The 24,633-nt window shown below is 64.6% G+C and carries 15 protein-coding genes and 1 pseudogene; 5 read left to right on the forward strand and 11 right to left on the reverse strand.

Features of this window, described 5'->3' with window-relative positions; all coding sequences use genetic code 11:
• Positions 1-8: 8 nt before the first annotated feature.
• The 3 genes from H7A12_13215 to gdhA all read right to left on the reverse strand — a co-directional run bounded on the left by H7A12_13215 (position 9) and on the right by gdhA (position 4,673).
• A complete protein-coding gene (locus H7A12_13215) occupies positions 9-2,372 on the reverse strand; it encodes an arylsulfatase (protein ID MCP5321766.1) in 2,364 nt (787 codons plus the stop codon).
• A gap of 146 nt (positions 2,373-2,518) precedes the next feature.
• Positions 2,519-3,286: a glucose 1-dehydrogenase gene (locus tag H7A12_13220; GenBank protein ID MCP5321767.1), complete on the reverse strand. Its 768-nt coding sequence runs from the start codon at positions 3,284-3,286 to the stop codon at positions 2,519-2,521.
• Positions 3,287-3,320: 34 nt separating this feature from the next.
• Positions 3,321-4,673 carry an NADP-specific glutamate dehydrogenase gene (gene gdhA, locus H7A12_13225; protein ID MCP5321768.1) on the reverse strand — a complete coding sequence of 451 codons (1,353 nt, stop codon included), beginning with the start codon at positions 4,671-4,673 and terminating at the stop codon, positions 3,321-3,323.
• 139 nt (positions 4,674-4,812) lie between these two features.
• Here gdhA and H7A12_13230 point away from each other — a divergent pair, with 139 nt between their 5' ends.
• Complete coding sequence (locus H7A12_13230) at positions 4,813-5,577, forward strand: glucose 1-dehydrogenase (GenBank protein MCP5321769.1); 765 nt, start codon at positions 4,813-4,815, stop codon at positions 5,575-5,577.
• A gap of 11 nt (positions 5,578-5,588) precedes the next feature.
• Positions 5,589-6,398, forward strand: coding sequence for an SDR family oxidoreductase (locus H7A12_13235; GenBank protein MCP5321770.1), 810 nt, complete (start codon positions 5,589-5,591; stop codon positions 6,396-6,398).
• 56 nt (positions 6,399-6,454) lie between these two features.
• Here H7A12_13235 and H7A12_13240 read toward each other — a convergent pair whose 3' ends face one another.
• The 3 genes from H7A12_13240 to H7A12_13250 all read right to left on the reverse strand — a co-directional run bounded on the left by H7A12_13240 (position 6,455) and on the right by H7A12_13250 (position 9,476).
• The gene (locus tag H7A12_13240) at positions 6,455-7,642 is read right to left on the reverse strand and encodes a PEP-CTERM sorting domain-containing protein (protein MCP5321771.1); all 1,188 of its coding nucleotides are present in this window, start codon (positions 7,640-7,642) and stop codon (positions 6,455-6,457) included.
• Positions 7,643-7,771: 129 nt separating this feature from the next.
• The gene (locus H7A12_13245; protein MCP5321772.1) at positions 7,772-8,848 is read right to left on the reverse strand and encodes a methyltransferase domain-containing protein; all 1,077 of its coding nucleotides are present in this window, start codon (positions 8,846-8,848) and stop codon (positions 7,772-7,774) included.
• A gap of 10 nt (positions 8,849-8,858) precedes the next feature.
• Positions 8,859-9,476: a TetR/AcrR family transcriptional regulator gene (locus tag H7A12_13250; protein MCP5321773.1), complete on the reverse strand. Its 618-nt coding sequence runs from the start codon at positions 9,474-9,476 to the stop codon at positions 8,859-8,861.
• A 125-nt stretch (positions 9,477-9,601) separates the two neighbouring features.
• Here H7A12_13250 and recQ point away from each other — a divergent pair, with 125 nt between their 5' ends.
• Positions 9,602-11,395, forward strand: coding sequence for a DNA helicase RecQ (gene recQ, locus H7A12_13255; protein ID MCP5321774.1), 1,794 nt, complete (start codon positions 9,602-9,604; stop codon positions 11,393-11,395).
• An 8-nt stretch (positions 11,396-11,403) separates the two neighbouring features.
• Here the strand turns inward: recQ and H7A12_13260 are convergent, their stop codons facing one another.
• Together H7A12_13260 and H7A12_13265 are read right to left on the reverse strand one after the other, a co-directional pair.
• The gene (locus H7A12_13260; GenBank protein MCP5321775.1) at positions 11,404-13,257 is read right to left on the reverse strand and encodes a M2 family metallopeptidase; all 1,854 of its coding nucleotides are present in this window, start codon (positions 13,255-13,257) and stop codon (positions 11,404-11,406) included.
• Positions 13,258-13,293: 36 nt separating this feature from the next.
• Positions 13,294-13,905: a phenylacetic acid degradation protein PaaY gene (locus tag H7A12_13265; GenBank protein MCP5321776.1), complete on the reverse strand. Its 612-nt coding sequence runs from the start codon at positions 13,903-13,905 to the stop codon at positions 13,294-13,296.
• Between the two features lie 161 nt (positions 13,906-14,066).
• Here H7A12_13265 and H7A12_13270 point away from each other — a divergent pair, with 161 nt between their 5' ends.
• Positions 14,067-17,537: an FAD-dependent oxidoreductase gene (locus H7A12_13270; protein MCP5321777.1), complete on the forward strand. Its 3,471-nt coding sequence runs from the start codon at positions 14,067-14,069 to the stop codon at positions 17,535-17,537.
• Between the two features lie 222 nt (positions 17,538-17,759).
• A pseudogene (locus H7A12_13275) lies at positions 17,760-19,397 on the forward strand (IS1634 family transposase).
• Between the two features lie 335 nt (positions 19,398-19,732).
• Here H7A12_13275 and H7A12_13280 read toward each other — a convergent pair.
• From H7A12_13280 to H7A12_13290, 3 genes are all read right to left on the reverse strand, one after another.
• Entirely contained in the window at positions 19,733-22,978 is a 3,246-nt protein-coding gene (locus H7A12_13280) for an efflux RND transporter permease subunit (protein ID MCP5321778.1), read from the reverse strand.
• Positions 22,975-24,051 (reverse strand): efflux RND transporter periplasmic adaptor subunit, encoded by a 1,077-nt coding sequence (locus H7A12_13285; protein MCP5321779.1) that lies wholly within the window; start codon positions 24,049-24,051, stop codon positions 22,975-22,977. Before H7A12_13285 ends, H7A12_13280 begins: the two co-directional genes overlap by 4 nt.
• Positions 24,052-24,182: 131 nt before the next feature.
• Entirely contained in the window at positions 24,183-24,626 is a 444-nt protein-coding gene (locus H7A12_13290; GenBank protein MCP5321780.1) for a YaiI/YqxD family protein, read from the reverse strand.
• Positions 24,627-24,633 lie beyond the last annotated feature (7 nt).

The raw sequence follows: 24,633 nt of genomic DNA on the forward strand, positions 1-24,633 counted from the left end.
TACGACCGTCAGCGCTTCAGATCCACGTCGACCCGCGACAGGCTGCCGTTGAAGCTCCCTCCGTCCTGGTATTCGCTGCTGACCGGCGTGTCGGCATCGAAACCGATGTCGAAGGTATCGGTCATCTCCGGCAGCTTGGAAATCGTGCGTGCAATACGTCCACGTGCCACCTCGCGACCATCGACGCTGATGCGCATCTCGCCGCCCGCGTTGACGCCGCCATCGGACACGAACTCGTAACGCAGCACCGCCTTGCCCGGCGGCAGCCGCGTCTTCGCCGCGACGCGCGACTGGTCACCGTCGAGCTGGGACGCCGCCATCAGCGCCACCGGGATGCCATCGCGCACGAAGAAGCTCCAGCCGCCGAACCTGCTTCCCAGCGCGGCAATCACACCGTCGGCCTTGCCGGCCGTTTCCAGCTCGGCCGTGATCGTGAACGAGCTGTTCAGGATCGGCGCAGCACTCGGCCACGGCACGCTCACGCCCGCGCCCCAATAGGTGTAGTGATCCTTGCGCTGCTGCTGGCTGGATGCGGCCAGGAAACGATCCATGCTCATCCGGTTATCGAGTGGCAACACGTGGTTGCGTCGCGCCTCGTCCATGAACAGCGCCTTCATTTCGGCAAGCCTTGCTGGCTCGGTGGCTGCAAGATCGCGGGCCTGCGAAAAATCGCTGCGCAGATCATGCAGCTCCCACACATAATCCGTCGGCAGCATCTTCGTCTTGCGGCCTTGCGACAGGTCCCGCTCATCCCACGGCTCCAGCGGCGGGTTGCTGTTGGCAAGCCAGCCGTCGTGATAGATCGCCTGGTTGCCCATCATCTCGAAATACTGCGTGTGGTGACGCTCGGGGGCAGCGGGTGCGTCGAAGCTGTAGGCCAGACTGACGCCGTCGATCGGTTGTTGCGCCACGCCGTTGACGCTGCTCGGTGCCTCGATACCAGCCAGCTCGAGGACGGTTGGCAGGATGTCGGTCACATGGGTGAACTGCGAGCGGATACCGCGTGCGGCAATGTGCTTTGGCCACGACACGACCATGCCGTTGCGCGTGCCGCCCAGATGCGATGCGTACTGCTTGGCCAGGCGAAACGGTGCATTGGTCGCCCAGGCCCAGCCGTAGCCCCAGTTCGGCACGGCGTCGGGGCCACCGATACGGTCCAGGTTCTGCAGCAGATCCTGTTCGGTCTCGCGGGTGCCGTTGGCGAAGTTCGACATCGGATTCATGCTGCCGTGCGGGCCGCCCTCGGGAGCCGAGCCGTTGTCGCCCTCGATGAAGATCACCAGCGTGTTTTCACGCAGCCCCATGCGCTCCAGCTCATCCAGCAGACGTCCGAACTGTGCGTCCTGGTACGCGAGCATCGCTGCGTAGACCTCCATGAAGCGTGCATCGATGCGCTTCTGATCCGCAGTCAGCTCATCCCACGCCGGAATCCCCTTGGGCCGCGGTGTGTTGACGGTATCGGGCGGGATGATGCCGAGCTCCTTCTGGCGTGCAACCGTGTCGGCGCGCATCTGGTCATAGCCACCATCGAATCGACCACGGAACCTGGCGATCCAGTCGGCCGGCGCCTGCAGCGGCGCATGCGCGGTCCCGGTGGCGTAGTAAATAAAGAAGGGCTTCCCTGCTGCAGCCGCCTGCTGCTGGTGCAGCCAGGCGATGGCCTCATCGGCCAGAGCCGTGTCGAGCACGCCTTCCTTCAGCGTGGGGATTGGTGTCGTGCCTCGATACAACGCGGGAGTGAACTGGCTCGTTTCTGCTGCCAGGAAACCGTAGAAATACTCGAAACCGAGCCCGGTCGGCCACAGATCGAACGGCCCGCGTGCCGATACCTGCCATTCCGGCACATTGTGATGCTTGCCGAACATCGCGGTGTTGTAGCCGCTCTGGCGCAGGATCTCCGCGATCGTCGCAGCACTCTTCGGCATCAGGTTGTCGTAACCGGGGTAACCCGTGGACAGGTTCGCCACGATGCCGTTGCCAACCGCGTGGTGATTGCGCCCGGTGAGCAATGCGGCGCGGGTCGGCGAACACATCGCCGTGGTGTGGAAACGGTTGTAGCGCAACCCGTCGCTTGCCAGCTCTTCGAGCCGTGGCGTGGGGATTGGACCACCAAAGGCACTGGACGCGCCAAAACCGACATCGTCGGTCATGACGATCAGCACGTTGGGCGCACCTGCCGGTGCCGTCATCGGCGCCGGAAAGGCCGGGGTTGAATCGGCGTAGGTGGTACCGATATGTCCCGCAAAGGGTGCAGGCGGTTTCGGCAACACGTTTTCGGCCAGAACCGAAGCCGCCGCAAACCAGCACGCAAACACAAGCACTGCGCCCTGGTGCCAATGCCTACCACGCCCGCACCGTGCTGCTGACTTCATCACCGCTGCCTCCATCGCGCACTCGACCGGAATGCCGCGATCGTATAGGCAAGCAATTATTTCATCAACTGCTCGACACCAGTTTCGGCAACGGACTATGCCAGGAGCCCGCCTCGCGCAGCGAGACGGGTGTGGATCGTGATGACTCAGGCTCCTGGCAGGCCGTCGGTGCGTGCTCCCGCCAGCGCACCACCATCGACGAGGTATTCGCCACCAGTGCTGTAACTCGCTTCGTCGGACGCCAGGAAGAGGACCATACGCGCCACCTCGTCAGGCAAACCGATGCGTGGCAACGCCTGCCTGGCGTAGAAGGGATCGACGTGGTCACGCGTTGCGCTGCCCGGGTTGCCCATCACGGTGTCGACTCCGCCGGGATGCACCGAGTTGACGCGGATGCCGTACCTGCCAAGCTCGATTGCCGCACTCTTGGTCATGCTGCGCACGGCCCCCTTCGAGGCGCTGTAGGCAATCAGACCGTTCTTCGACTGGATACCGTCGATCGACGAGATATTCACGATCGACCCGCCACCGGCACGCTTCATCGGCGCCACTACCGAGCGCATGCCCAGAAAAGTCCCCACCTGATTGACCGAAATGACGCTCATGTACTGCTCGAGCGTCATGTCCTCGAGCGTCGCCGCACGCAGTATCGCTGCGTTGTTCACCAGCACGTTCAGCGGGCCGAATGCTTCGGCCGCCGCGACCGCCGCCGCCCATTGCCCCTCCTGGCTCACGTCGAGCCGCTGGAAGCGCGCCGCGCTGCCAAGCTCGGCAGCCAGCGCGCGCCCTTCTTCTTCGAGCATATCGGCAATCAGTACCCGCGCGCCCTCGTTCACGAACAGCCGTGCCTCCGCAGCGCCCATGCCGCGTGCAGCTCCCGTAATCAACGCCACCTTGCCATCGAGCCGTCCCATCGTCGCCTCCGTCGTTCTTTCGTTCGTTACCGTCTCAGACCAGTCCCAGCGCGACCATCGCACTCGCCACCTTGATGAAGGCCGCGATGTTCGCGCCATTCACGTAGTTGCCAGGCGTACCGTATTCCTCGGCCGTCTGGTAGCAGAGATCGTGGATGTTGCGCATGATCTGGTGCAGGCGCTTCTCGGTGTACTCGAAACTCCATGAATCGCGGCTTGCGTTCTGCTGCATCTCGAGCGCACTGGTAGCCACGCCGCCGGCGTTGGCCGCCTTGCCCGGGCCATACGCGATCTTCGCGTCGAGGAATACGCGGACGCCATCGGGCGTCGTGGGCATGTTTGCGCCTTCGCCTACAGCGATGCAGCCGTTCCTGACCAGCGTGCGCGCGTCGCGCCCGTTGATCTCGTTCTGTGTCGCCGAAGGCATCGCGACGTGGCAGGGAATCTCCCAGATGTTGCCGCCGGGCAGATAGCGCGACTTGCGATCGCGCTCGGCGTAGGTGCTGATCCTGCCGCGCTCGACTTCCTTGATCTGCTGCACCAGCGCGAGATCGATGCCGTGCTCGGCGTAGATCACACCGTCCGAATCGGAACACGCAACGACCTTGCCGCCCATTTCGTGGATCTTTTCCACCGTGTAGATCGCCACGTTGCCGGACCCCGAGACCACGCAGGTCTTGCCGTCAAAGGAGTCGCCGCGAGCGCGCAGCATCTCGTTGACGAAGAAGGTCGCTCCGTAGCCAGTGGCTTCGGTGCGCACCAGCGAACCACCCCAGGCCAGTCCCTTGCCGGTCAGCACGCCCGATTCGTAGCGATTCGTGATCCGCTTGTACTGACCGAACATGAAGCCGATCTCCCGGCCGCCCACCCCGATGTCACCTGCCGGCACGTCGGTGTATTCGCCAAGGTGGCGGTACAGCTCCGTCATGAAACTCTGGCAAAAGCGCATGATCTCGCCTTCGGACTTGCCCTTGGGGTCGAAGTCGGAGCCGCCCTTGGCGCCGCCGATCGGCATCCCGGTCAGGCTGTTCTTGAAGGTCTGCTCGAAGCCGAGGAACTTGATGATCCCGAGGTACACCGAAGGATGGAAACGCAAGCCACCCTTGTACGGGCCCAGCGCGCTGTTGAACTGGACGCGGAAGCCACGATTGATCTGCACTTCGCCCCTGTCGTCCTGCCAGGGCACGCGAAAGATGATCTGCCGCTCGGGTTCACAGATACGTTCTATCACCTTCTGGTCCGCGAACTCGGGATGCTTGACCAGCACCGGCCCGAGACACTCGACCACTTCACGTACGGCCTGATGGAACTCCGCCTCGCCCGGGTTGCGGCGCAACACGTCCTGAAAAACCATTTCCAGTTGCTCGTCGAGGCGCGAAGGGGACATGGTTCAGGGTCTCCAGATGGGAATGGGCGTACGCGGCCGCCGGGGTGCGGGAAAAAGCGAGCCGCATGCTACTCGCATCGCGCTCGGGATTCCAGCGAGCTATGATGCCCGCCCTGCTGACAGATGAAAGGAGAACTCCATGTTCCAGGTCGATCTCACGGGCAAGGTAGCGCTGGTGACCGGTGGCAGCCGCGGGCTTGGCCGCGCCATGGTCCTTGGATTGGCGCGTGCCGGCGCCGACGTGGTCATCGCAAGCCGCAAGCTCGACAATTGCGAAACGGTGGCGGCTGAAGTGAGTGCTCTGGGACGCCGCGCGCTTGCCGTATCGGCCCACGCCGGCCAACTGGAGAGCCTCGACGCGCTGCTCGACAAGGCCTACGAACACTTTGGACACGTGGACGTACTGATCAACAACGCCGGCACCAACCCGGTCACCGCCGGGCTTTCCGACCTCACCCCGGAGTTGTACGAAAAGGTCTTCGACGTCAACACCAAGGGGCCGTGGTACCTGGCATCGCGCGCTGCACCACGCATGGCCAGGCATGGTGGCGGCTCGATCATCAACGTGATCTCGGTCGGCTGCCTCAAGCCCTCTGCCTACCAGGGTTTCTACGGCGCTTCCAAGGCAGCGCTCAACACGCTCACCAAAGTGATGGCAGCCGAGTGGGCGTCGCTTGGGATTCGCGTCAACGCCCTGGCTCCGGGAGGCTTCCATTCCGATATGTTCGACAATTCGGCCAAGGTCCTGCCCGGCTTCGCCGATGGATTGATTGCCAAGACACTGCAGAAGCGCATCGCCGCCACCGAGGAAATCCTGGGGTCGGTGCTTTATCTCGCCAGCGACATGTCGAGCTTCACCACGGGTTCGACGCTGGTTGCCGACGGCGGCTACCTGCTGGGCTGAGGGAGTGCAGCGTGAGTGGAAGACTGGCGGGCAAGGTCGCATTCGTCACCGGGATCGGCAGTTCCGGTCCGGGCTGGAGTACCGGCAAGGCGCTCGCCACCACCTTTGCCCGTGAAGGCGCGCGGGTGTTCGGCGTCAACCGCCATGCGGAATCGGCTGCCGAAACACTCGAACTGATCCGCCAGGAAGGTGGCCACTGCGAGCTGTTCACCGGCGATGTGACCAGCGGCACGGACGTAGAGCGGGCGGTGCGCACCTGCCAGCAAACGTTCGGACGCATCGACATCCTGATCAACAACGTGGGCTGCGGCAGCTACGGCGGTGTCGTCGAGGAGTCCGAAGAGGGCTGGGACCGGGTGTTTGCCACGAACCTGAAAAGCGTCTACCACACCTGCAGGCATTGCCTGCCGCTGATGCTCGCCGGCGGCGGCGGTGCGATCGTGAACGTCTCGTCGATCGTGGCGCTGCGCTGGACTGGTCATCCGCTCGCCGCCTACGCGAGTTCCAAGGCCGCAATGCATCAACTCACACGGCAGATCGCGATGCAGTACGCGCGGCACGACATCCGCGCGAACACCGTGGTTCCCGGCATGCTGGAAACCCCGATGGCCGTGGAGCCGATCCGCCGCCACTTCCCCGATACCTGGCAAGGAGTGCTCGAGCAACGCCACCGGCTGTGTCCGGGCGGGCGCATGGGCGATGCGCACGACGTCGCCTGGGCCGCGCTCTACCTCGCCAGTGACGAGGCGAAGTTCGTCAACGGCATCGAACTGGTGGTCGACGGCGGCATGAGCTGCCAGGTCGGCGCGCCAGGTTCCTGACAGCCAAAAAAAAGCCGACGCGGATGCGTCGGCTTTTTTCGCGGTTCAGGGAACGGTCAGGCCTTGCGGCGTCGTACCATCCTCAAACCGGCGAGACCGATACCCAGCAGCGCCAGCGATGCGGGTTCAGGCACATTGTTATCGTCATCGTCATCGTCGATGTCGTCATCGTTGACGTCCGTGACGGTGAAATCACCCGTGAAACCCAGGAAGAACACGTTGTCGTCGCTACTCGGATTATCGGTTTGGAACGTGACGAACGTGTCACCCGGCACAAGGAAAGCCGTTGGATCAACAGAGTTGCCCTGCGCAAGATTGTAGAGTTCATCGTCTGCGCGCATCCCTGCCCCTGCGTCGGCAACACAGTCCGGATTGGCAGGGCTGTCATCAATCCCACCCACGGTGATCAGCGCACCGTTTGCGCCTTCGCCGTCGTCCTGCCCGCCAGCGCAAGTAGTCAGGCTCCGGGAGCCCGGCTGCGAACTGGTGACGATACCGACGTTGGTGTGCTGACCCAGACCATTAGGCATCTGATAACTGAAGCTCGACCCCAGCGACATGACCAGATCACCACCCGCGTACGGTGCAGCAAAAGTCAGCGTCGTGCTGTCGCCGCCGGTTGCAAGTTCACCGTCGAGGATGATCGCGGTCCCACCGGCCGTGCTGGCATGCTTGTAGACCACGGCGAGCACCCCACCATCCAGGTAGCCGAGTTCCTCGTAACCGAAGCTCTGCAGACCGTTCGTGCCCTCGATCAACGGCTTCATTATCGACGTGACGTCCCAGCGCAGCGTGTTTGCCGGGTTCGCATTCGGTGCCAGCAGCGTGCCGGACGCCGCGGTGAGCAGGTTGCCGTTCAGCTTCACATCCGCACCGCTGCCGCCCCACACGCTGGCTGCATACAGATAGGCCTTCGCCACCTCTGCGCCCGTGGGCGTATCGGTCTGGAGCGTACCGGTGGACGACGATCCGCCCCAGCCGTCGATCGACAATGCCGCATTCTGCCAGCCACCGAGCAGCATCATGCTGGCGGACGCCGGCGCCGCCGTGATCGCCAGCGCGGCAGCCGCCACGGCCGGCGCGATGGCCCGCGTGAGCAAACGTTTTCTGAAGGTTTTCATCTGGTCGTCCTCGCGAATCGAAGGGTTGATAAGCTGTTCGTAGTAAGAAAGGCATACAGTGCCTGTTGCCCGAAAAAAACGAAGCACAGGATGTGCCAAGAAAACAAACACCCCTTCAATCAAAGGGATACCCGTCCTGGCACACGAATGACCTACGAAATGTGTAAATATTTCTGACACCAGCGCGGCTGCACTCTGCTGACTACGCTGACTGCGTCGAACCCGGACGGTGCAGACTTCCGGTGCAGCCTCTCAGACCCGCGCTTCCAGCACCATGCTGGTTGCGGTTTCCGCGACGCGCCGTACCCGGCTGAAGCCAGCCTCGCGCAGCACTGCAGCAAGGCGCTGCTCACCCGCCTGGGCACCCAGCGCCAGTCCCACCGCCTGTGCACGCGAGGTCGGGGTACACACCAGCGTGGACATCGAATAGAACAACTGCCCCAGCAGGTGCAGGTTGTCCTGCAAGCGATCACCGGCAAGCGGCTCGACCAGCATGAAGGTTCCGCCCGGCGTCAGGCATTGCCGGACGCGGCGCGCCACACCGACCGGATCACCCATATCGTGCAGCGCGTCGAACATGCAAACCAGGTCGAAACCCTCCGGCCCGATCTGCGTCGCAGACGCAACGACGAACTCGGTGTTGGTGCCGACGCCGGCTGCTGCGGCCTTCGCACGCGCCGTCTCGATCGACGGGGCGTGGAAGTCGAAACCGACGATCGTCGATGCCGGAAAGGCCTGCGCCATCAGCACCGTCGACGAGCCGTACCCGCAGCCCACATCGGCCACACGAGCGCCACGGTGCAGGCGTTCGACCACGCCGTCGAGTGCCGGCAGCCAGGCATCGACCAGGCTCGCTGCGTAGCCGGCGCGGAAGAAGCGATCCGTACCGCAGAAGAAGCAGCCATGATGGCTGGACCACGGTCGCCCCGCTCCGGAGCGGAACACATCGAGCGCCTGCTCGTGGGTGGCAAATTGCGACACCACGGCCTGGAAGAAGCCCTGCATGCACGCCGGATGCCCCTCCGCCGCCAGCACGATCGCCTGCTCGGGAGTCAGCGCGAAGCGGTCGTCCGCCGGTTGGTAAACGACGTAGCCGCCTGCCGCCATCGCGCTCAGCCACTCGCGCAGATAACGCTCGTCCACGCCTGCCGCCTGCGCGAGTTGCGCACTGCTGCAGGGGCCGTGATCGCGCAGCGCACGGAAAACCCCGCTCTGGTCTCCGACGTACGACAGCAACAGCGCGAGAGCGCCACCGATATCGCCCATCACCTTGCCGACGAAGGTCTGCAGCCGTTCCATATCCGACTGCACCGCCACAGATTCCGTCATCGTCGTTTCCTCACACAGATGAATCCGGCCGGGACACCGCACGCGTGATCAATGCCGTGATGTGCCGCGCGATGGCCTTGGCTCGATCCGCGGCTGCAACCTCGTCATGTACATTGCGACGCAACGGCGCAAACTGATAATTCGACAACACCATGCCGATCAATGAATCGGCGAACAGATACGGGTCCAGGTCCGTCACCAGCTCGCGCGCGAGCGCGACGATCGCCTCGCGCGGCTTGCGAAACACCTTTTCGTTCAGCAACTCCATACGCACCGCGTCCCCGTCCAGCAGTTCGCGTTGCACGAGCTTGCCGAATTCCTCGTCACGCGCAACCAGGGCCGTGAACCGCTCCACGAAGATCGCAAGCCGCTCGAGCGGCGGCAGATCACTTTTCAGCATCGTGACGATGCCTTCCTCGTTGCGAGCGAATGCGTACTCCATCGCAGCCAGATAGAGCGCCTGCTTGTCCGGGAAATGGTGGTACAACGCCGCTGCACTGATACCCACGGCAGCTGCAACGTCGCGCATCGACACACCGCGATAGCCTGCGTATGCGAAACGCGTGATCGCGCTGTTCAGGATCTGCACGCGCGTGGCCGATTGTGCCGCGGGGCGTCGAATTTTCACCTGTTCCCTTCCTGACGCTGGCTGGATGGACGCTACGTGAGCACGTGCTAGACTGTCAACGTCGCTGGGGCGATGCGTGCCGGTGGCACGAACAAAAACGTGGGCCGATCCTTATAATCCCCGCGATGAACCAGGCACTGCAGATCCTGCGTGACGTCTTCGGCCACGCCGCATTCCGTTCGCCACAACAGGAGATCATCGATACCGTGGTCGCCGGCGGCGACGCGCTGGTCCTGATGCCGACCGGCAGCGGCAAGTCGCTCTGCTACCAGATTCCGGCACTGATGCGCCCCGGTTGCGCCATCGTCGTATCGCCCCTGATCGCCCTGATGCAGAACCAGGTCGACGCGCTGCGTCAACTGGGCGTGCCTGCAGGCGTCCTGAACTCGACCCTCGCTGCAGACGCCCAGCGCGCCACCGAACACGCCCTCCTTGCCGGCGAGCTCGAACTGCTCTACGTCGCACCCGAGCGTCTCGTGCAACCGCGCACGATGGAACTGCTGGCACGTGCACGGCTCGCGCTGTTCGCGATCGACGAGGCACATTGCGTTTCCCAATGGGGGCACGATTTCCGCGCCGACTACCTGGCGCTCGAATGCCTGCACCGCGAATTCCCTGCGGTTCCGCGGATCGCCCTCACGGCCACCGCCGACCGGCGCACCCGCGCCGAGATTGCCGTGCGGCTGGATCTCGGCGCTGCACGGCACTTCATCTGCGGGTTCGACCGGCCGAACATCCGCTATCGCATCGGCGCCAAGACGAACCCGCAGGCCCAACTGCTGCGCTTCCTGCGCGATGAACACCCAGGCGATTCGGGCATCGTCTACTGCATGTCGCGCCGCAAGACCGAAGACGTGGCGCGCTGGCTGAACGGCAACGGCTTCGACGCACTGCCCTACCACGCCGGCATGGACAGTGCCGACCGGGGCGCAAACCAGGCACGTTTCCTGCGTGAAGACGGCGTGATCATCGTCGCGACGATTGCCTTCGGCATGGGCATCGACAAGCCCGACGTGCGCTTCGTCGCGCATCTCGATCTGCCGAAGACGATCGAGTCGTACTATCAGGAAACCGGACGCGCGGGGCGCGACGGGCTACCCGCCAACGCATGGCTGGTGTACGGGCTGCACGACGTGGTCAAGCTGCGCCAGATGGTCGAATCGTCACCGGCCGACGATGCCCATCGGCGCGCCGAGCGCCAGCGCCTGGACGCCATGCTCGGACTGTGCGAGATCACGCGCTGTCGCCGCCAGGCACTGCTGCACTACTTCGGCGAGGATGCGCCCGATCGCTGCGACAACTGCGACAACTGCCTGGAACCCGTGCACACCCGCGACGGCACCGAGCCAGCACGCATGGCGCTCAGCGCCGCGTTGCGCACCGGGCAGCGCTACGGGGTGAATTACCTGATCGACCTGCTGCGTGGCAGTGCGAACGAGCGCATCCGCCACGCAGGTCATGACCGCCTGCCGACCTTCGGCGTAGGCGCGGCACTCGATGCTGCCGCATGGCGTTCGCTGTTCCGCCAACTGCTGATGCGAGGCTACCTGCGTATCGACGCAACCGAGCATGGCTCGGTCAGACTGGAGCAGAAGTCACGCGCGCTGCTGCGCGGTGAAGAGCGGTTCGAGCTGCGCGTGGACCAGTCGCACCAGGCCAGGCGACTCGCCAGGAATGGCGCAGCGCCCTCCACCGGCCAGGACGCCACGCTGTGGGCGGCACTGCGTGCGTGCCGCAGCGCACTCGCCAGCGAACAGGGAGTGCCGCCCTATGTGATCTTCCACGACAGCACGTTGCGCGAGATGTGCTCGCAACGGCCTCTCGATGAAGCGACATTCGGCACGCTGTCCGGAGTCGGCGTGCGCAAGCGCGAAAAATACGCCGCCGCCTTTCTGGCGGTGATCCGTGCCCACGCCTGAACCACCGTCTACCAGCCGCACTGCTCGCCGCGATTCTGCTCCTCGAGCCAGCGCTGCAACGGTGCGAAGTAATCCAGTACCGCCTTGCCGCTCATCTCGCGCGTGCCGGTGAATGCCTCGAGCGCATCGGGCCAGGGGCGTGAGCGCCCCATCGCGAGCATCGCCTCGAGCCTGACGCCGACCTCCCGGTTGCCGTAGAACGAGCAGCGATGCAGCGGCCCCTTCCAGCCTGCAATTTCACATGCACGCTGGTAGAACTGGAACTGCAACATGCGCGCGAGAAAATAGCGCGCATACGGCGTGCTGGCTGGAATGTGGTGCTTCGCACCCGGATCGAAATCCTGCTCGCTGCGCACCACCGGCGGAATCACTCCCATGTACGTCAGACGCAGATCGTGCCACGCCTTGTTGTACGCCTCGGGCGGAATGCTGCCGTCGAACACGCCCCAGCGCCACTTGTCGACGAGCACGGTCCACGCCATTCCGGGCACCTTCCCCAGCGCCTGGCGCAGCAACAGACCGATGTCACGCGAGGCATCGGGTATCTGCCTGCCGTCAAGCAGGCCAACGTGTACGAGATAATCCGGCGTCACCGACAACGCGACCATGTCGCCGATCGCTTCGTGGAAGCCATCGTTCGCACTGCCGAGGTACAGATAGGGTTGCCGGCTGTAGGCACGCTGGTAGAAGGTGTGCCCGAGTTCGTGGTGCACGGTCACGAAGTCGGTCGCGTCGACCTGCATGCACATCTTGATCCGCAGATCGTCGCGGTTGTCCAGATCCCACGCCGAGGCATGGCAGACCACATCGCGATCACGCGGGCGGGTGAGCATCGAGCGCTGCCAGAACGTCGGCGGCAACGGCGCAAAACCGAGGGAGGTGAAAAATCCCTCGGCAGTCTCGACGATCCGCGCCGGATCGTAGTTCGCCGCACGCAACAATTCACCGAGGTCATGGCCGATGTCACCGACGTCCTGCGGCGCGACGAGATCGTAGATCGAATCCCACTGCTGTGCCCACATGTTGCCGAGCAGGTCGGCACGCAGCGGTCCGCTCGGCGCCTGTACCGCCTCGCCATACCGGCGGCTCAGCGCACGACGCGTGTAGCAGTGCAGTTGCCGGTAGAGCGGCTTCACTTCGTTCCACAGGCGGTCGTTCAGCGCCGCAAACTCCTGCGCCTCCATGTCGTAGTTGGAACGCCACATCGCACCAAGATCGGCAAAGCCCAGTTCGCGCGCCCCCTCGTTCGCCAGCTCGACCAGGCGGCGGTAATCGGCACGCATCGGTTTGCCGATCGCGTGCCACGACGTCCACATCTCGCGCAGCACGTCGGGATCGCGTTCGGTGCGCATCAGCGCCTCGAGCTCGGCGCCGCGCTTCGGCGCACCACGATGGGTTCCCTTGCCTTTGGCGTAGGCAGATTGCAGGCGCGTCGCCAGCATGGCGAGCTCCTCCGCAGCACCGGCGCGCCGCGGCGCCGGCAACACGATTCCCTGCCTCAGAATGTCGAGCTTGCGTCGCGTATCGACCGACAGGTCGGGCAGTGCGGCGAAATCGACTGCTTCGCTCGCGTACTTCACCTGCAATGCGGTGCCCTGGGCCGCTGCACGTGCGTTCAGCCAGTCGGTGTCCTCGGTGATATACGTTGCATTGATCCACGCGACCTTCGCTGCGTAGACCGAGAAGTCACCGAGCTCGCGCTCCGCTGCAGCCACGAAGGCATCGGCGGCTGCGCCATCGCGCACGCGGGTGACAGCCGACTCGATCCCGGCCGACTCGCCGACACCCTGATCGGGCGCATCCTTCGTACCGCAGGCGGCCAGCACCAGCGCAATGGTGACCAGCAGGCTCCGCTTCGTCATCGGCCCATCCTCTCCGCTCGCTGGCAGTGATCGGGTTCAGCGCCGGCGGTTCGCCTCGCGCAACTCGGCGAGCGGCACGGAACCCGCGCTCCGAACCGGCCGGTCCGGCTCCGGTGCGCGCAGCGGCTCGCATTCGCGCAACTCCTGCAGCGACCGGCGTGCGAGCTCCTGATACTGCAACACCCCCCTGGCCTTCCACTGCAGCTCGACCGCCGTGAGTTCCCGCATCACCCGTGCCGGTATCCCGGCGACCAGTACGCGTGGCGGCACCTGCATGCCTTCCTTCACGAAGCTCATTGCAGCCACCAGCGCTTCCTCGCCGATCGACGCGTTATCCATGATCACGGCACCGATGCCGATCAGCGCACCGCGCCCGACCTCACAGCCGTGCAACACCGCGGCATGCCCCACATGCCCGTTCTCGGCCACACGCGCAATACGCCCCGGATAGCTGTGCATCACGCAGTTGTCCTGCAGGTTTGCACCGGCACCGAGTTCGACCCGCCCGAAGTCACCACGCATGCTCGCTCCCGGTCCCACGTAGCAACCCGGCCCGACGACCGCGTCACCGATCAGTATGGCCATCGGGTGCACGAAGGCCTCCGGGTGGATCACGGGCCGCAGGCCTGCGTAGCTGTAACAAGGCATCGGACAATCCTCGCCGCTGATTCCGGAGCAGGAAACCTTGCCGCATGAACCCGGTCAACGCAATGCGTTCTGCAACGCAATGTGTAACGCAATCTCGATTGATCCCGCAGAGATACCAACCGTATAGTTTCGCCCCCGCAGTCGCCATAGCGGAATCCGCCATGCTGAAGCTTGCCCACGATCTCGAATTCACCGATCTGCATCGACGCGCGGGCCTGGAGCGCGTCGACGCCGCGTTTCTTGCCCATGTCGCTGCGGTGGACGCTCCGCTGCACGCCGCATTGCTGGGCGCGCGCGCACACCCCGAGGCGCTGGCGCCAAAGGCGGAATCGGAACTGCTGATCGCGCTCGCACCGCATCTGGAGGACTTCACCGCCCGGCTGTTCGGCATCGAGGCCGAGGCAGCGCAACTTGCCGCGGCACACCACGAACTTGCCCCGGTATTCAGCGTCAAGCGGCTGTTCGTGCAACGCGTGGCGCTGCTGAAGGTGAAGCCGGAGCAGCTTGCGGGCTTCGATCCCGACGCAGCCGAACGGGAACTCCTCGGCGAAACTTTCAGTGAACTCGGATTCGCACAGCGCGTGAGCGCCTGGCAGTGCGACGAGGCGGCCAACGCCGAGCGGCTTGCACTGGCGGCACGTTACGCCGCGTGGGCCGCGGGAACCGACGCCGGACGGGCGCGCCACGCCGGTGGAGTTCTGTTCAAGACCCCGGCGAAGCTCGACTACCAGAACCTGGTGCCGATCGCCACGCGCGAGACGCTCGGCTTCACGCGCCACAGCATCGATCATCTGCGCCGACGCGAAGGCTTTGCGCTCACCGACCCCGGCACCGATCTCTATGGCGCGCTGGACGAGGCCAACTACTGCATCTGGTGTCACAACCAGGGCAAGGATTCCTGCTCGCACGGGTTTCGCGACAAGGCACCGAAGGGCAGCGACCCGGCGCGCGCGCCGTTTCGCAAGTCTGTGCTCGGTGTGACGCTGACCGGCTGCCCGCTGGAAGAAAAGATCTCCGAGTTCCATTTCGTGAAGACGCGCGGCGAGTCGATCGCGGCACTCGCGATGATCGTGATCGACAACCCGATGGTCGCCGGGACCGGGCATCGCATCTGCAACGACTGCATGAAGGCGTGCATCTACCAGAAGCAGCAACCGGTCGATATTCCGCAGGCAGAAACACGCACCGTGAAGGACGTGCTCGAACTGCCGTGGGGCTTCGAGATCTATTCGCTGCTCACGCGCTGGAATCCGCTCAACCTGCGTCGCCCGCTGCCGCTGGCCGACAGCGGGCGCAAGGTGCTGGTGGTCGGGCTCGGTCCCTCGGGATACACGCTCGCGCATCACCTGATGAACGACGGGCACACGGTGGTGGGCATCGACGGCGTGAAGATCGAACCGCTGTCCGCGACGCTGTCGGGGGTGGACATGCAGGGACGGCGGGTGCCGTTCGCACCGGTGCGCAACGTGAGCGAGCTGTTCGAGCCGCTGGATGCACGCGTGATGGCCGGATTCGGGGGCGTCGCCGAATACGGCATCACAGTGCGCTGGGACAAGAATTTCCTGAAGATCCTGCGCCTGCTGGTCGAGCGGCGCGCCGAATTCGCGATGTTCGGTGGCGTGCGCTTCGGCGGCACCGTGACGCCGGAAGACGCCTGGGACATGGGCTTCGACCACGTGGCGCTGTGCGTGGGCGCAGGCGGCCCCACCGTGCTGAATATCCCGAACGGGCTGCGCCGCGGCGTGCGTGCCGCATCCGATTTCCTGATGGCCCTGCAGCTCACGGGCGCCGCCAAGACCGACTCGATCGCCAACATGCAGCTGCGTCTGCCGGTGGTGGTGATCGGCGGCGGTCTCACCGCCATCGATACCGCCACCGAGTCGATGGCCTACTACGCGGTGCAGATCGAGAAATTCCTGGTGCGCTACGAATCGCTCACCGAGGAAATCGGCGAAGACGCGATCCGTGCGAACTGGGACGACTACGAGCGCGAGATCGCCGAGGAATTTCTTGCCCACGCACGCGCGATCCGCCAGGAGCGCGACGCGGCTGCCGCCGCAGGCCGTGCGCCGCGGGTCATCGAAATGCTGCGTCACTGGGGAGGCGTGACCGTGGCGTACCGGCGCCGCCTGATCGACAGCCCGGCCTACACGCTGAACCACGAGGAAATCGACAAGGCACTCGAAGAGGGCATCTGGTTCGCGGAGGGGATGTCCCCGGTTGCAGTCGACGTGGACCATTACGGCGCCACGCGCGGCATCCGCCTGCGCAACGCCACCACCGGCACCGAACACTGGTTCCCGGCACGCACGGTGTTCGTCGCTGCCGGAACGCAGCCGAACACCGTGCTCGCACGCGAGCACCCGGAACGTTATCTGCTCGACGGCAAGTATTTCTGCCCGGTAGACGAGAACGGCACCCCGGTCAAGGCGGAGCAGGCGTTCGGCAAACCGGACACACCGCACGTGTTGCTGTCGCGGCGCGCCGACGGCCGCTTCATGAGCTATTTCGGCGACGTACATCCCTCCTGGGTGGGCAACGTCGTCAGGGCGATGGCGTCGGCGAAGCAGGGCTATCCGACCGTCTCGCGCGTGCTGGCGCAGCGTGCGCCAGCAAGTCCGCTGTCACGCGAGGAATTCTTCACCGGGCTCGCCGCCCAGTTACTCGCCACCGTGCACCGCGTGGAGCGTCTGACGCCGAACATCGTCGAAGTGACGCTGCATGCGCCACTGGCGGCGCGACAGTTCAGGCCCGGACAGTTCTACCGGCTGCAGAACTTCGAAACGCTCGCCCCCGTGGTCCACGGCACCCGCCTGCAGATGGAGGGCCTGGCGATGACGGGGGCGTCGGTTGACCCCGAGCGCGGGCTGGTGTCGGTCATCGCACTCGAGATGGGGGGCTCGAGCAGCCTGTGCGCGATGCTGCAACCCGGCGAACCGGTGATATTGATGGGACCGACCGGTTCGCCCACCCACATCACCGGCAACGAAACCGTGGTGCTCTGCGGTGGCGGCCTCGGCAACGCCGTGCTGTTCTCGATCGGTGCCGCAATGCGCGCCGCAGGCTCGCGGGTACTGTATTTCGCCGGCTACAAGAAGGTGCAGGACCGCTACAAGGTGGCCGAAATCGAGAATGCAGCGGACGTCATCGTGTGGTGCTGCGACGAGGCCCCCGGTTTCGCACCGGGCCGTGCACAGGACCGCACCTTCATCGGCAACATCGTGCAGGCGATGGATGCCTACGCGGAGGGTCGGCTCGGCGAGTGCACGATACGCCTCGACGACGCAGACCGTATCATCGCGATCGGTTCCGATCGCATGATGGCCGGCGTGGCGCGCGCGCGCCACGAGATACTGAAGCCGCACCTGAAGCCGCACCACTTCGCGATCGGATCGATCAACTCACCGATGCAGTGCATGATGAAAGAGATATGCGCCCAGTGCCTGCAGCCGCACCGTGATCCGATCACCAAGGAAACCAGCTACGTGTTCTCGTGCTTCAATCAGGACCAGCCACTCGACTGTGTGGACTGGAAGGTGCTGAACGAACGCCTGAAGCAGAACTCGCTGGCGGAAAAGCTGACCGCGCGTTGGCTGGAACGGCGTATCGCCGAACTCGACAACAAGACGTAGGTCGGGCTTCAGCCCGACGGGTTGTGGGTCGGGTTTCAACCCGACGGGTGCCACCCAAGTTCCGCACTTCGTGCCCGATTTTGGCGGGGTCGCCGCTAGCCACACTCCATGATTTCAACGACTTGGGCGCGCGGCAAGCCTGATTTCCAGGCAATCGTGTTGTGTCACGCCTTAACGTTTGGATGGATTTAATGGCGGGTTGGCATGTGATAGCGTTGACACATGTACACGCGCATCACCCGCTCCGGCGGCCGGAGCTACCTGCAACTCGTCGAAGGCTTCCGCACCCAAAGCCGGGTGCGCCAGCGCGTGGTCGCCAACCTCGGTCGCCTGGATGAGCTGGGCGGCAAGAAACTCGATCCACTCATCCACGGCTTGCAGCGTGCGCTCGGTCGCGTGCCGATCTCGGCACCTGTGCCGGAGTACGACTCGGCACGGGCGCTGGGCGATGTGCATGCCCTGAATGAACTGTGGTCGAGTCTGGGTTTGGGCGATGCCGTACGTCAGGCCCTGCGCTCCTCGCGCCGCGCATTCGATGCCGAGGCGATGGTGCGGGCGATGGTGTTCAACCGCCTGTGTGCACCTGATTCCAAGCTCGGCTGTCTGGAATGGCTGGAGACGGTGGCGATCCCGGCATGCCTGAGGCGGTCTCGCACGATCACCTGCTGCGCACGCTGGATGCGCTGATGGATCGCGCCGGGAAGGTCGAGGCGAAGGTGGCCCAGCTGTTGCGGCCGATGCTCGATCAGCAATTGTCGGTGGTGTTCTACGATCTGACCACGGTGCGCATCCACGGCGAGGGCCATGTTCCGAGGATGTACGTGCCTATGGCATGAACAAGGAAACTGGCGGCATCGCCCGGCAGTTCGTGCTGGGCGTGGTGCAGTCGGCCGAGGGTTTGCCGCTGATGCACACCGTGCATGCCGGCAACGTTGCCGAGACCGCCACCCTCAAGGCCATGCTCGAACAGGTGCTGGCGCGCTTCCCGGTCGAGCGGGTGATCCCGGTCGCCGACCGCGGTCTGCTCAGTCTGGACAACATCGCCCAGATCGGCGAGCTGGCCCGGCAGACCGAGCGCAAGTTGCAATTCATCTCGGCGGTGCCGGCACGGCGCTACGCAGAGCTGGGCGGCACGCTCGATGCGATGAGCTTCGGCGAGGGTTTGGCCGAAGGCCGCTTCGCCGAGCACCGGCTGGTGGTCGCGCACGATCCGACCCGAGCGGCCGAGCAGACGGCCCGCCGCCACCAACGCATCACCGAACTGGAAGCCTTCGCCGACCAGCTTGTCGCCAAGCTCGACGCGCAGGACAAAGGTTCACCGAACGCGGCCGCAAGGCCAGCGACCGCGGTGCCTACAGCCGCTTCCAGCAAGCCGTTGCCGAGGCCGAGTTGACTCGCTTCGTGAAGCCGCAATACCACGCCGAGCGCTTCAGCCATACCCTTGACGAGGCGGCCATCGCACGCGCGGAGACCTTCGACGGCAAGCTGGTACTGCTGACCAATGTCGAGGACTTTACAGCCGCGCAGATCGTCGAGCGCTACAAGAGCCCGCCGACATCGAGCGCGGCTTCCGGGTGCTCAAGAGCGACCTTGCGATTGCACCGGTGTACCACCGCCTCCCGGATCGTATCCGCGCGCACGCGCTGATCTGCTTCCTGGCGCTGCTGCTGTATCGGGTGATGCGCATGCGCTTGAAGCAGCACGGCAGCGTCCACAGCCCGAAGACCGCGCTGGAGTTGCTGCGGCGAATCCAGCAGCACCGCGTCACTATCGGCACGCAACACCTGACCGGTATTGGCAAGATCACACCCCCAGCAACTCCAACTCTTCGAGGCCTTGACCGTCAAAGCACCCGCCTGAAGCGCTTGTTGTGGCATTTTTGACTGACGTCACCAAGTCAAATCAAACACTTGCGTGATTAGCTGCGGAACTTCGGGTGCCAGCGCCGATCGTCGGCATGAATGCCGACCCACGAATATCCGCCGGCATGAATGCCGACCTACGCCCGTTGTGGGTCGGGTTTCAACCCGACGGGTGCCAGCGCCGATCGTCGGCATGAATGCCGACCCACGAATATCCGCCAGCATGAATGCCGACCCACGCCCGATGTGGGTCGGGTTTCAACCCGACGGGTGCCAGCACCGATCGTCGGCATGAATGCCGACCCACGAACATCCGTCGGCATGAATGCCGACCTACGGGCCGGGTGTGGATCCGCGCAGATGCGATTGCCAGTGATAGTGGTAGTAGACCACCGGAATCACGACCAGCGTCAGCAGCGTCGACACCAGCAGACCGAAGATCAACGACACCGCCAGTCCGCCGAAGATCGGATCGTCGAGGATGAACAACCCGCCCATCATCGCAGCGACTGCGGTCAGCGCGATCGGCCGGGCACGCACCGCAGCAGCCGAGATCGTCGCATCCTCCAGCGTCTTGCCGGTGGAGACTTCCTGCTGGATGAAATCGACCAGCAGGATCGAGTTGCGCACGATGATACCGGCGAGCGCAATCATCCCGATCATCGACGGCGCACCGAACTGCTGTCCGAGCAATGCATGCCCCGGCATGATGCCGATGATCGTCAGCGGGATCGGCGCCATGATGATCAGCGGTACACCGTAGGAACGGAACTGCGCCACGACCAGCAGGTAGATCAGCACCAGACCGACAGCATACGCTGCACCCATGTCCCTGAAGGTCTCGAAGGTCACCTGCCACTCACCGTCCCACTTCAGGCTCGGCGCCCAGGTTTCCTCGGGCTGGACGGTATGGAACTGCTCGATGGCCCTGCCGTCGATCAGCCTGTCGACGAGCGCCGCAGCGATTGCTCGCATGCCGTACAGCGGGCTGTCGGTAGCGCCGGCCACGTCGCCCGTCACGTAGACCACCGGCAACAGGTTCTTGTGCTGGATCGTCTGATCACGCACCGTTTCATGCACATCGGCGATTTCCGACAACGGCACGAGGGCGCCAGCCGGGGAGCGTACACGCAGCGTGAGCAATGCCTCGACGCGCGCCTTCGCCGCATCCGGCATCTCGACACGCACCGGTACCGGCACCGACGAATTCTCGTCGTGCAGATACGACATGTCCTCGCCACCGACCGCGGTCGCGATCGCACGCACCGCGTCGCTCTGCGATACACCCAGGCGGGCAGCGCGAGCCCGGTCGACGGCAATCACGAACTTCAGCTGCGGCGCCTCGATCGAATCGTCGATGTCGACCACGTCCGGGGTGGTCTCGAACAACTCGCGCACGACACTTGCCGCGGCCACCCGGCGAGCCTGGTCCGGGCCGTAGATCTCGGCCACCAGAGGCGACAGCACGGGCGGGCCGGGCGGCACCTCGACTATGCGCACGCTGGCCCCATAACGCACGCCGATTTCAGCCAGCGGAGCACGGACGCTCGCCGCGATCTGGTGTGACTTGCGCTTGCGTTCATGCTTGTCGACCAGCTCGACCTGGATGTCACCCTGCCAGGGTTCCTTGCGCAGATAGTATTGGCGTACGAGCCCATTGAACGTGATCGGCGCCGACGTGCCTGCGTAGATCTGGTAGTGCATGACCTCAGGCACCTGCCGCAGCACCACGGAGAGTTCCTGCAGAACCCGTTCGGTAGTCTCGAGCGGCGTGCCCTCCGGCATGTCGAGCATCACCTGGAATTCACTCTTGTTGTCGAACGGCAGCATCTTCATCACCACCGCACGCACACTGACCAACGCCAGCGACAAGGCAATCAGCAGCAACAGCGTTGCCAGCAGCAGCCAGCGATTGCGCCCCCCGGCAGCACCGTTGAGCAGCGGGTGCATGATGCGCGTGAACAGACGCTGCAAGGGGTCTTCCACGGGCCGCCCTACCGGCGCGTGTGCATGCGCACTGCGCAGAAACAGCCGCCGGTAAAGCCACGGCGTGAACGTGAACGCGACCGCCAGCGAGATCAGCATGCCGGTGCTCGCGTTGATCGGGATCGGCCGCATATAAGGCCCCATCAGCCCGCTCACGAAAGCCATCGGCAGCAACGCCGCAATCACCGTGAACGTCGCCAGAATGGTCGGCCCACCGACCTCGTCGACCGCCACCGGTATCGCCTCGGACAACGGCAACTGCCCGAGTTGCATGTGACGATGGATGTTCTCGACCACGACGATCGCATCGTCGACGAGGATACCGATGGAGAAGATCAGCGCGAACAGCGACACGCGGTTCAGCGTGAATCCCCAGGCCCAGGAAGCGAACAACGTGATCGCCAGCGTGACGATCACCGCGGCTCCCACCACGAAGGCTTCACGGCGCCCCAGCGTGAACAGCACCAGCACGATCACCGACAGTGTGGCGAACACCAGCTTGCGAATCAGTGTCTGCGCCTTGTCTGCCGCCGTGATGCCGTAGTCGCGCGTGACCGTCACCTGCACCTGGTCCGGAATCGCGACACCACGCAACTGCTCCAGCCGGCGCTGCAACGCGGCGGCAACGTCGACCGCGTTCTGTCCGGGCTTCTTCGCCACCGTCAGCGTGACTGCCGGCACATGCACCCCGGGGGCAATTCCCGCCGTGCCTGCGGCGGTGCCGCTGCCGAAACTCACATAACGCTGCGGGCGTTCGCCTTCGGTGACCACGCGCGCCACGTCACGCAACAGCACCGGCACACCATCGTGAACGCCGACGACCACGTCGGCGATCTCTTCCGGAGTCATCAGGAAAGTACCTGCCTGCACCAGCATCTCGCGCCCGTCGTCGACGATGCCGCCAGGCTCCGCGACGGCGTTGGCCACGGACAACGCTCGGCGCAGGTCATCCAGCGCCAGGCCGTAGGCCGCAAGGCGTTCCGGATCGAACTCCACGCGCACCACGCGCTCGGCACCACCGATCGTCTCGATATCACGAGTGCCAGGCACCCGCTGCAACTCCGGCTCGACCGCGTGTGCGATGCGCAGCAGATCCCCGCTGCCGATGTCCGGCTCCGCGCTCCATAGCGTCACGGCGAAGATCGGTACATCGTCGATGCCCATCGGCTTGATCAGCGGCATCCCGACACCACTGTTTGCAGGCAACCAGTCGAGATTGCTGAAAAAGGCGTTGTACAGGCGCACGATCGCCTCGGTGCGCGGCTCGCCGACGTAGAAGCGCACGGTCAGCACGGCCATTCCCGGTGACGATGCCGAATAGACGTACTCGACACCGTCGATCTCCGACACGATCCGCTCGGCCGGCGTCGTGACCAGCGACTCGACTTCGGTTGCCGAAGCGCCCGGATACGGGATGAATACGTTCGCGAACGTGACGTCGATCTGCGGCTCTTCCTCACGCGGCGTGACCAGTACCGCAAACAGCCCGAGCAGGAAGCCGAACAACGCAATCAGCGGCGTGATCTCGCTCGCCTGGAACGCGCGTGCAATGTGCCCGGATACGCCGAGCCGGGGTTCATCGCGCACCGTCATGGTGTGCCCCCGAGGTGTGGCAGTGCCTTGTAGACGGCGGCAGCGGCGTGCGGGTCGCTGGCGACACGCTCTCCGGCCACGAGCCCGGCCAGCACCGGAATGCGTCCGTCGCTCGCCGGCGTGCCGGTACGCAGATAACGGAACGACAGCGTGCCGTCTGCTGCAATCACATAGGCACCTTCGATCTCGCCGCGACGCACCAATGCCTGCGCTGGCAGCAACAGCCGCTCCTCGCTCCCGGTGACGAAGGCGACTTTCAGCAACACGCCCGGGTACACCCCGTACTCGCCGGCTGGCAGGGTCACCAGCACACGGAAGGACTGGGTTCCCGGGTCGGCATTGGGCGGAATGCGCATTCCTTCGGCGGCCACCGACGCACCGTCAGGCAGCAGCACACGAGCCTGGTGATGACGCCGCAGCACGCCGATGTGTTGCTGCGGCACGTCGACGCGTACACGCAGGTGTTCCAGCGATACCCCGGTCATCAGCGGCGTGCCGACCGTCACCGTTTCTCCGATCTGCACATGGCGCTGCACCACGATGCCTGCGTAGGGGGCGCGGATCACCGTGTGCTCCAACCCTTCACGCACCTCCGCCAGCGTCGCCTCGCTGGCCTTCAGACGGGCACGCGCTGCATCGAGGTCGGCACGGGAACGATCGTACTGCGACTTCGCGATCAGCCTCTTCTCATAGATCTCGCTGACCCGCTTGAACTCTGCCTCGGCCTCCACCAGTCGGGCGCGCGCCTCATGCGTTGCCTGCTCTGCCGCCGCACCGCGCGCCTTCTGCTCGGTATCGGTGAAACGCACGATCACGGCGCCCTTCTCGACCTCGTCGCCGACATCCACCGGCATCTCGATCACACGCCCGGCAGTCTGTGCCGAGACGGTGGACTGGTTGACCGCCTCGACCACGCCGTCGAACGTGGTTTCCCGGGAAACCGTGGCAGTTTCCACCACCTCGCTCTGCAGCCCGCTGGCTACCGGTGCGGCAGGCATCGAGGGAGGTGACGGCTCGGAACACCCACCAAGAAACAGGACCGAGAGGCAACCGGCAGACAGGATCGTTCGCATCATGAGCATCGCCCGGACGTTATGCAGCTTCGTGGCGGAGCTTAACATTCACATCGGCAGCATTCAGCCCGATCACTGCACGCGTCGGCATGAATGCCGACCTACGAACATCCGTCGGCATGAATGCCGACCTACGCGCGGGCGATGAAGCGATCGAGCGCATTCGCGAATGCCTGACGGTCACGCTGGTCGAGTGGCGGCGGCCCGCCCGTATGCACGCCGCTCGCGCGCATGGTGTCGAGGAAATCGCGCATGTTGAGACGCGCCCGCACATTCTCGCGCGTATAGAGCTCTCCGCGGGGATTCAGCGCAGTCGCTCCCCTCGCGATCACTTCCGCCGCCAGCGGAATATCAGCGGTCACCACAAGGTCGCCGGCAACACACAAGCGCACGATTTCGTTATCTGCGACGTCAAAGCCCGACGCCACCTGCAGCGTACGCACGCCGGCGATGCGCGGCACCGTCAGCGGCTGGTTTGCAACCAGGGTGACTGCAATGCCGGTACGTGCAGCGACGCGAAACAGGATGTCCTTGATCGCATTCGGACACGCATCGGCGTCGACCCAGATCTGCACGATGCGA

The sequence above is a fragment of the Pseudomonadales bacterium genome (genome assembly GCA_024234165.1).
Classification (GTDB): domain Bacteria; phylum Pseudomonadota; class Gammaproteobacteria; order Pseudomonadales; family UBA5518; genus UBA5518.

Bases quoted from the DNA above. Each gene is read 5' to 3' on its own strand.
- H7A12_13215 (MCP5321766.1), bottom strand. From the start codon at position 2,372: ATGAAGTCAGCAGCACGGTGCGGGCGTGGTAGGCATTGGCACCAGGGC.
- H7A12_13220 (MCP5321767.1), bottom strand. From the start codon at position 3,286: ATGGGACGGCTCGATGGCAAGGTGGCGTTGATTACGGGAGCTGCACGC.
- gdhA (MCP5321768.1), bottom strand. From the start codon at position 4,673: ATGTCCCCTTCGCGCCTCGACGAGCAACTGGAAATGGTTTTTCAGGAC.
- H7A12_13230 (MCP5321769.1), top strand. From the start codon at position 4,813: ATGTTCCAGGTCGATCTCACGGGCAAGGTAGCGCTGGTGACCGGTGGC.
- H7A12_13245 (MCP5321772.1), bottom strand. From the start codon at position 8,848: ATGACGGAATCTGTGGCGGTGCAGTCGGATATGGAACGGCTGCAGACC.
- recQ (MCP5321774.1), top strand. From the start codon at position 9,602: ATGAACCAGGCACTGCAGATCCTGCGTGACGTCTTCGGCCACGCCGCA.
- H7A12_13260 (MCP5321775.1), bottom strand. From the start codon at position 13,257: ATGACGAAGCGGAGCCTGCTGGTCACCATTGCGCTGGTGCTGGCCGCC.
- H7A12_13265 (MCP5321776.1), bottom strand. From the start codon at position 13,905: ATGCCTTGTTACAGCTACGCAGGCCTGCGGCCCGTGATCCACCCGGAG.
- H7A12_13270 (MCP5321777.1), top strand. From the start codon at position 14,067: ATGCTGAAGCTTGCCCACGATCTCGAATTCACCGATCTGCATCGACGC.
- H7A12_13280 (MCP5321778.1), bottom strand. From the start codon at position 22,978: ATGACGGTGCGCGATGAACCCCGGCTCGGCGTATCCGGGCACATTGCA.
- H7A12_13285 (MCP5321779.1), bottom strand. From the start codon at position 24,051: ATGCGAACGATCCTGTCTGCCGGTTGCCTCTCGGTCCTGTTTCTTGGT.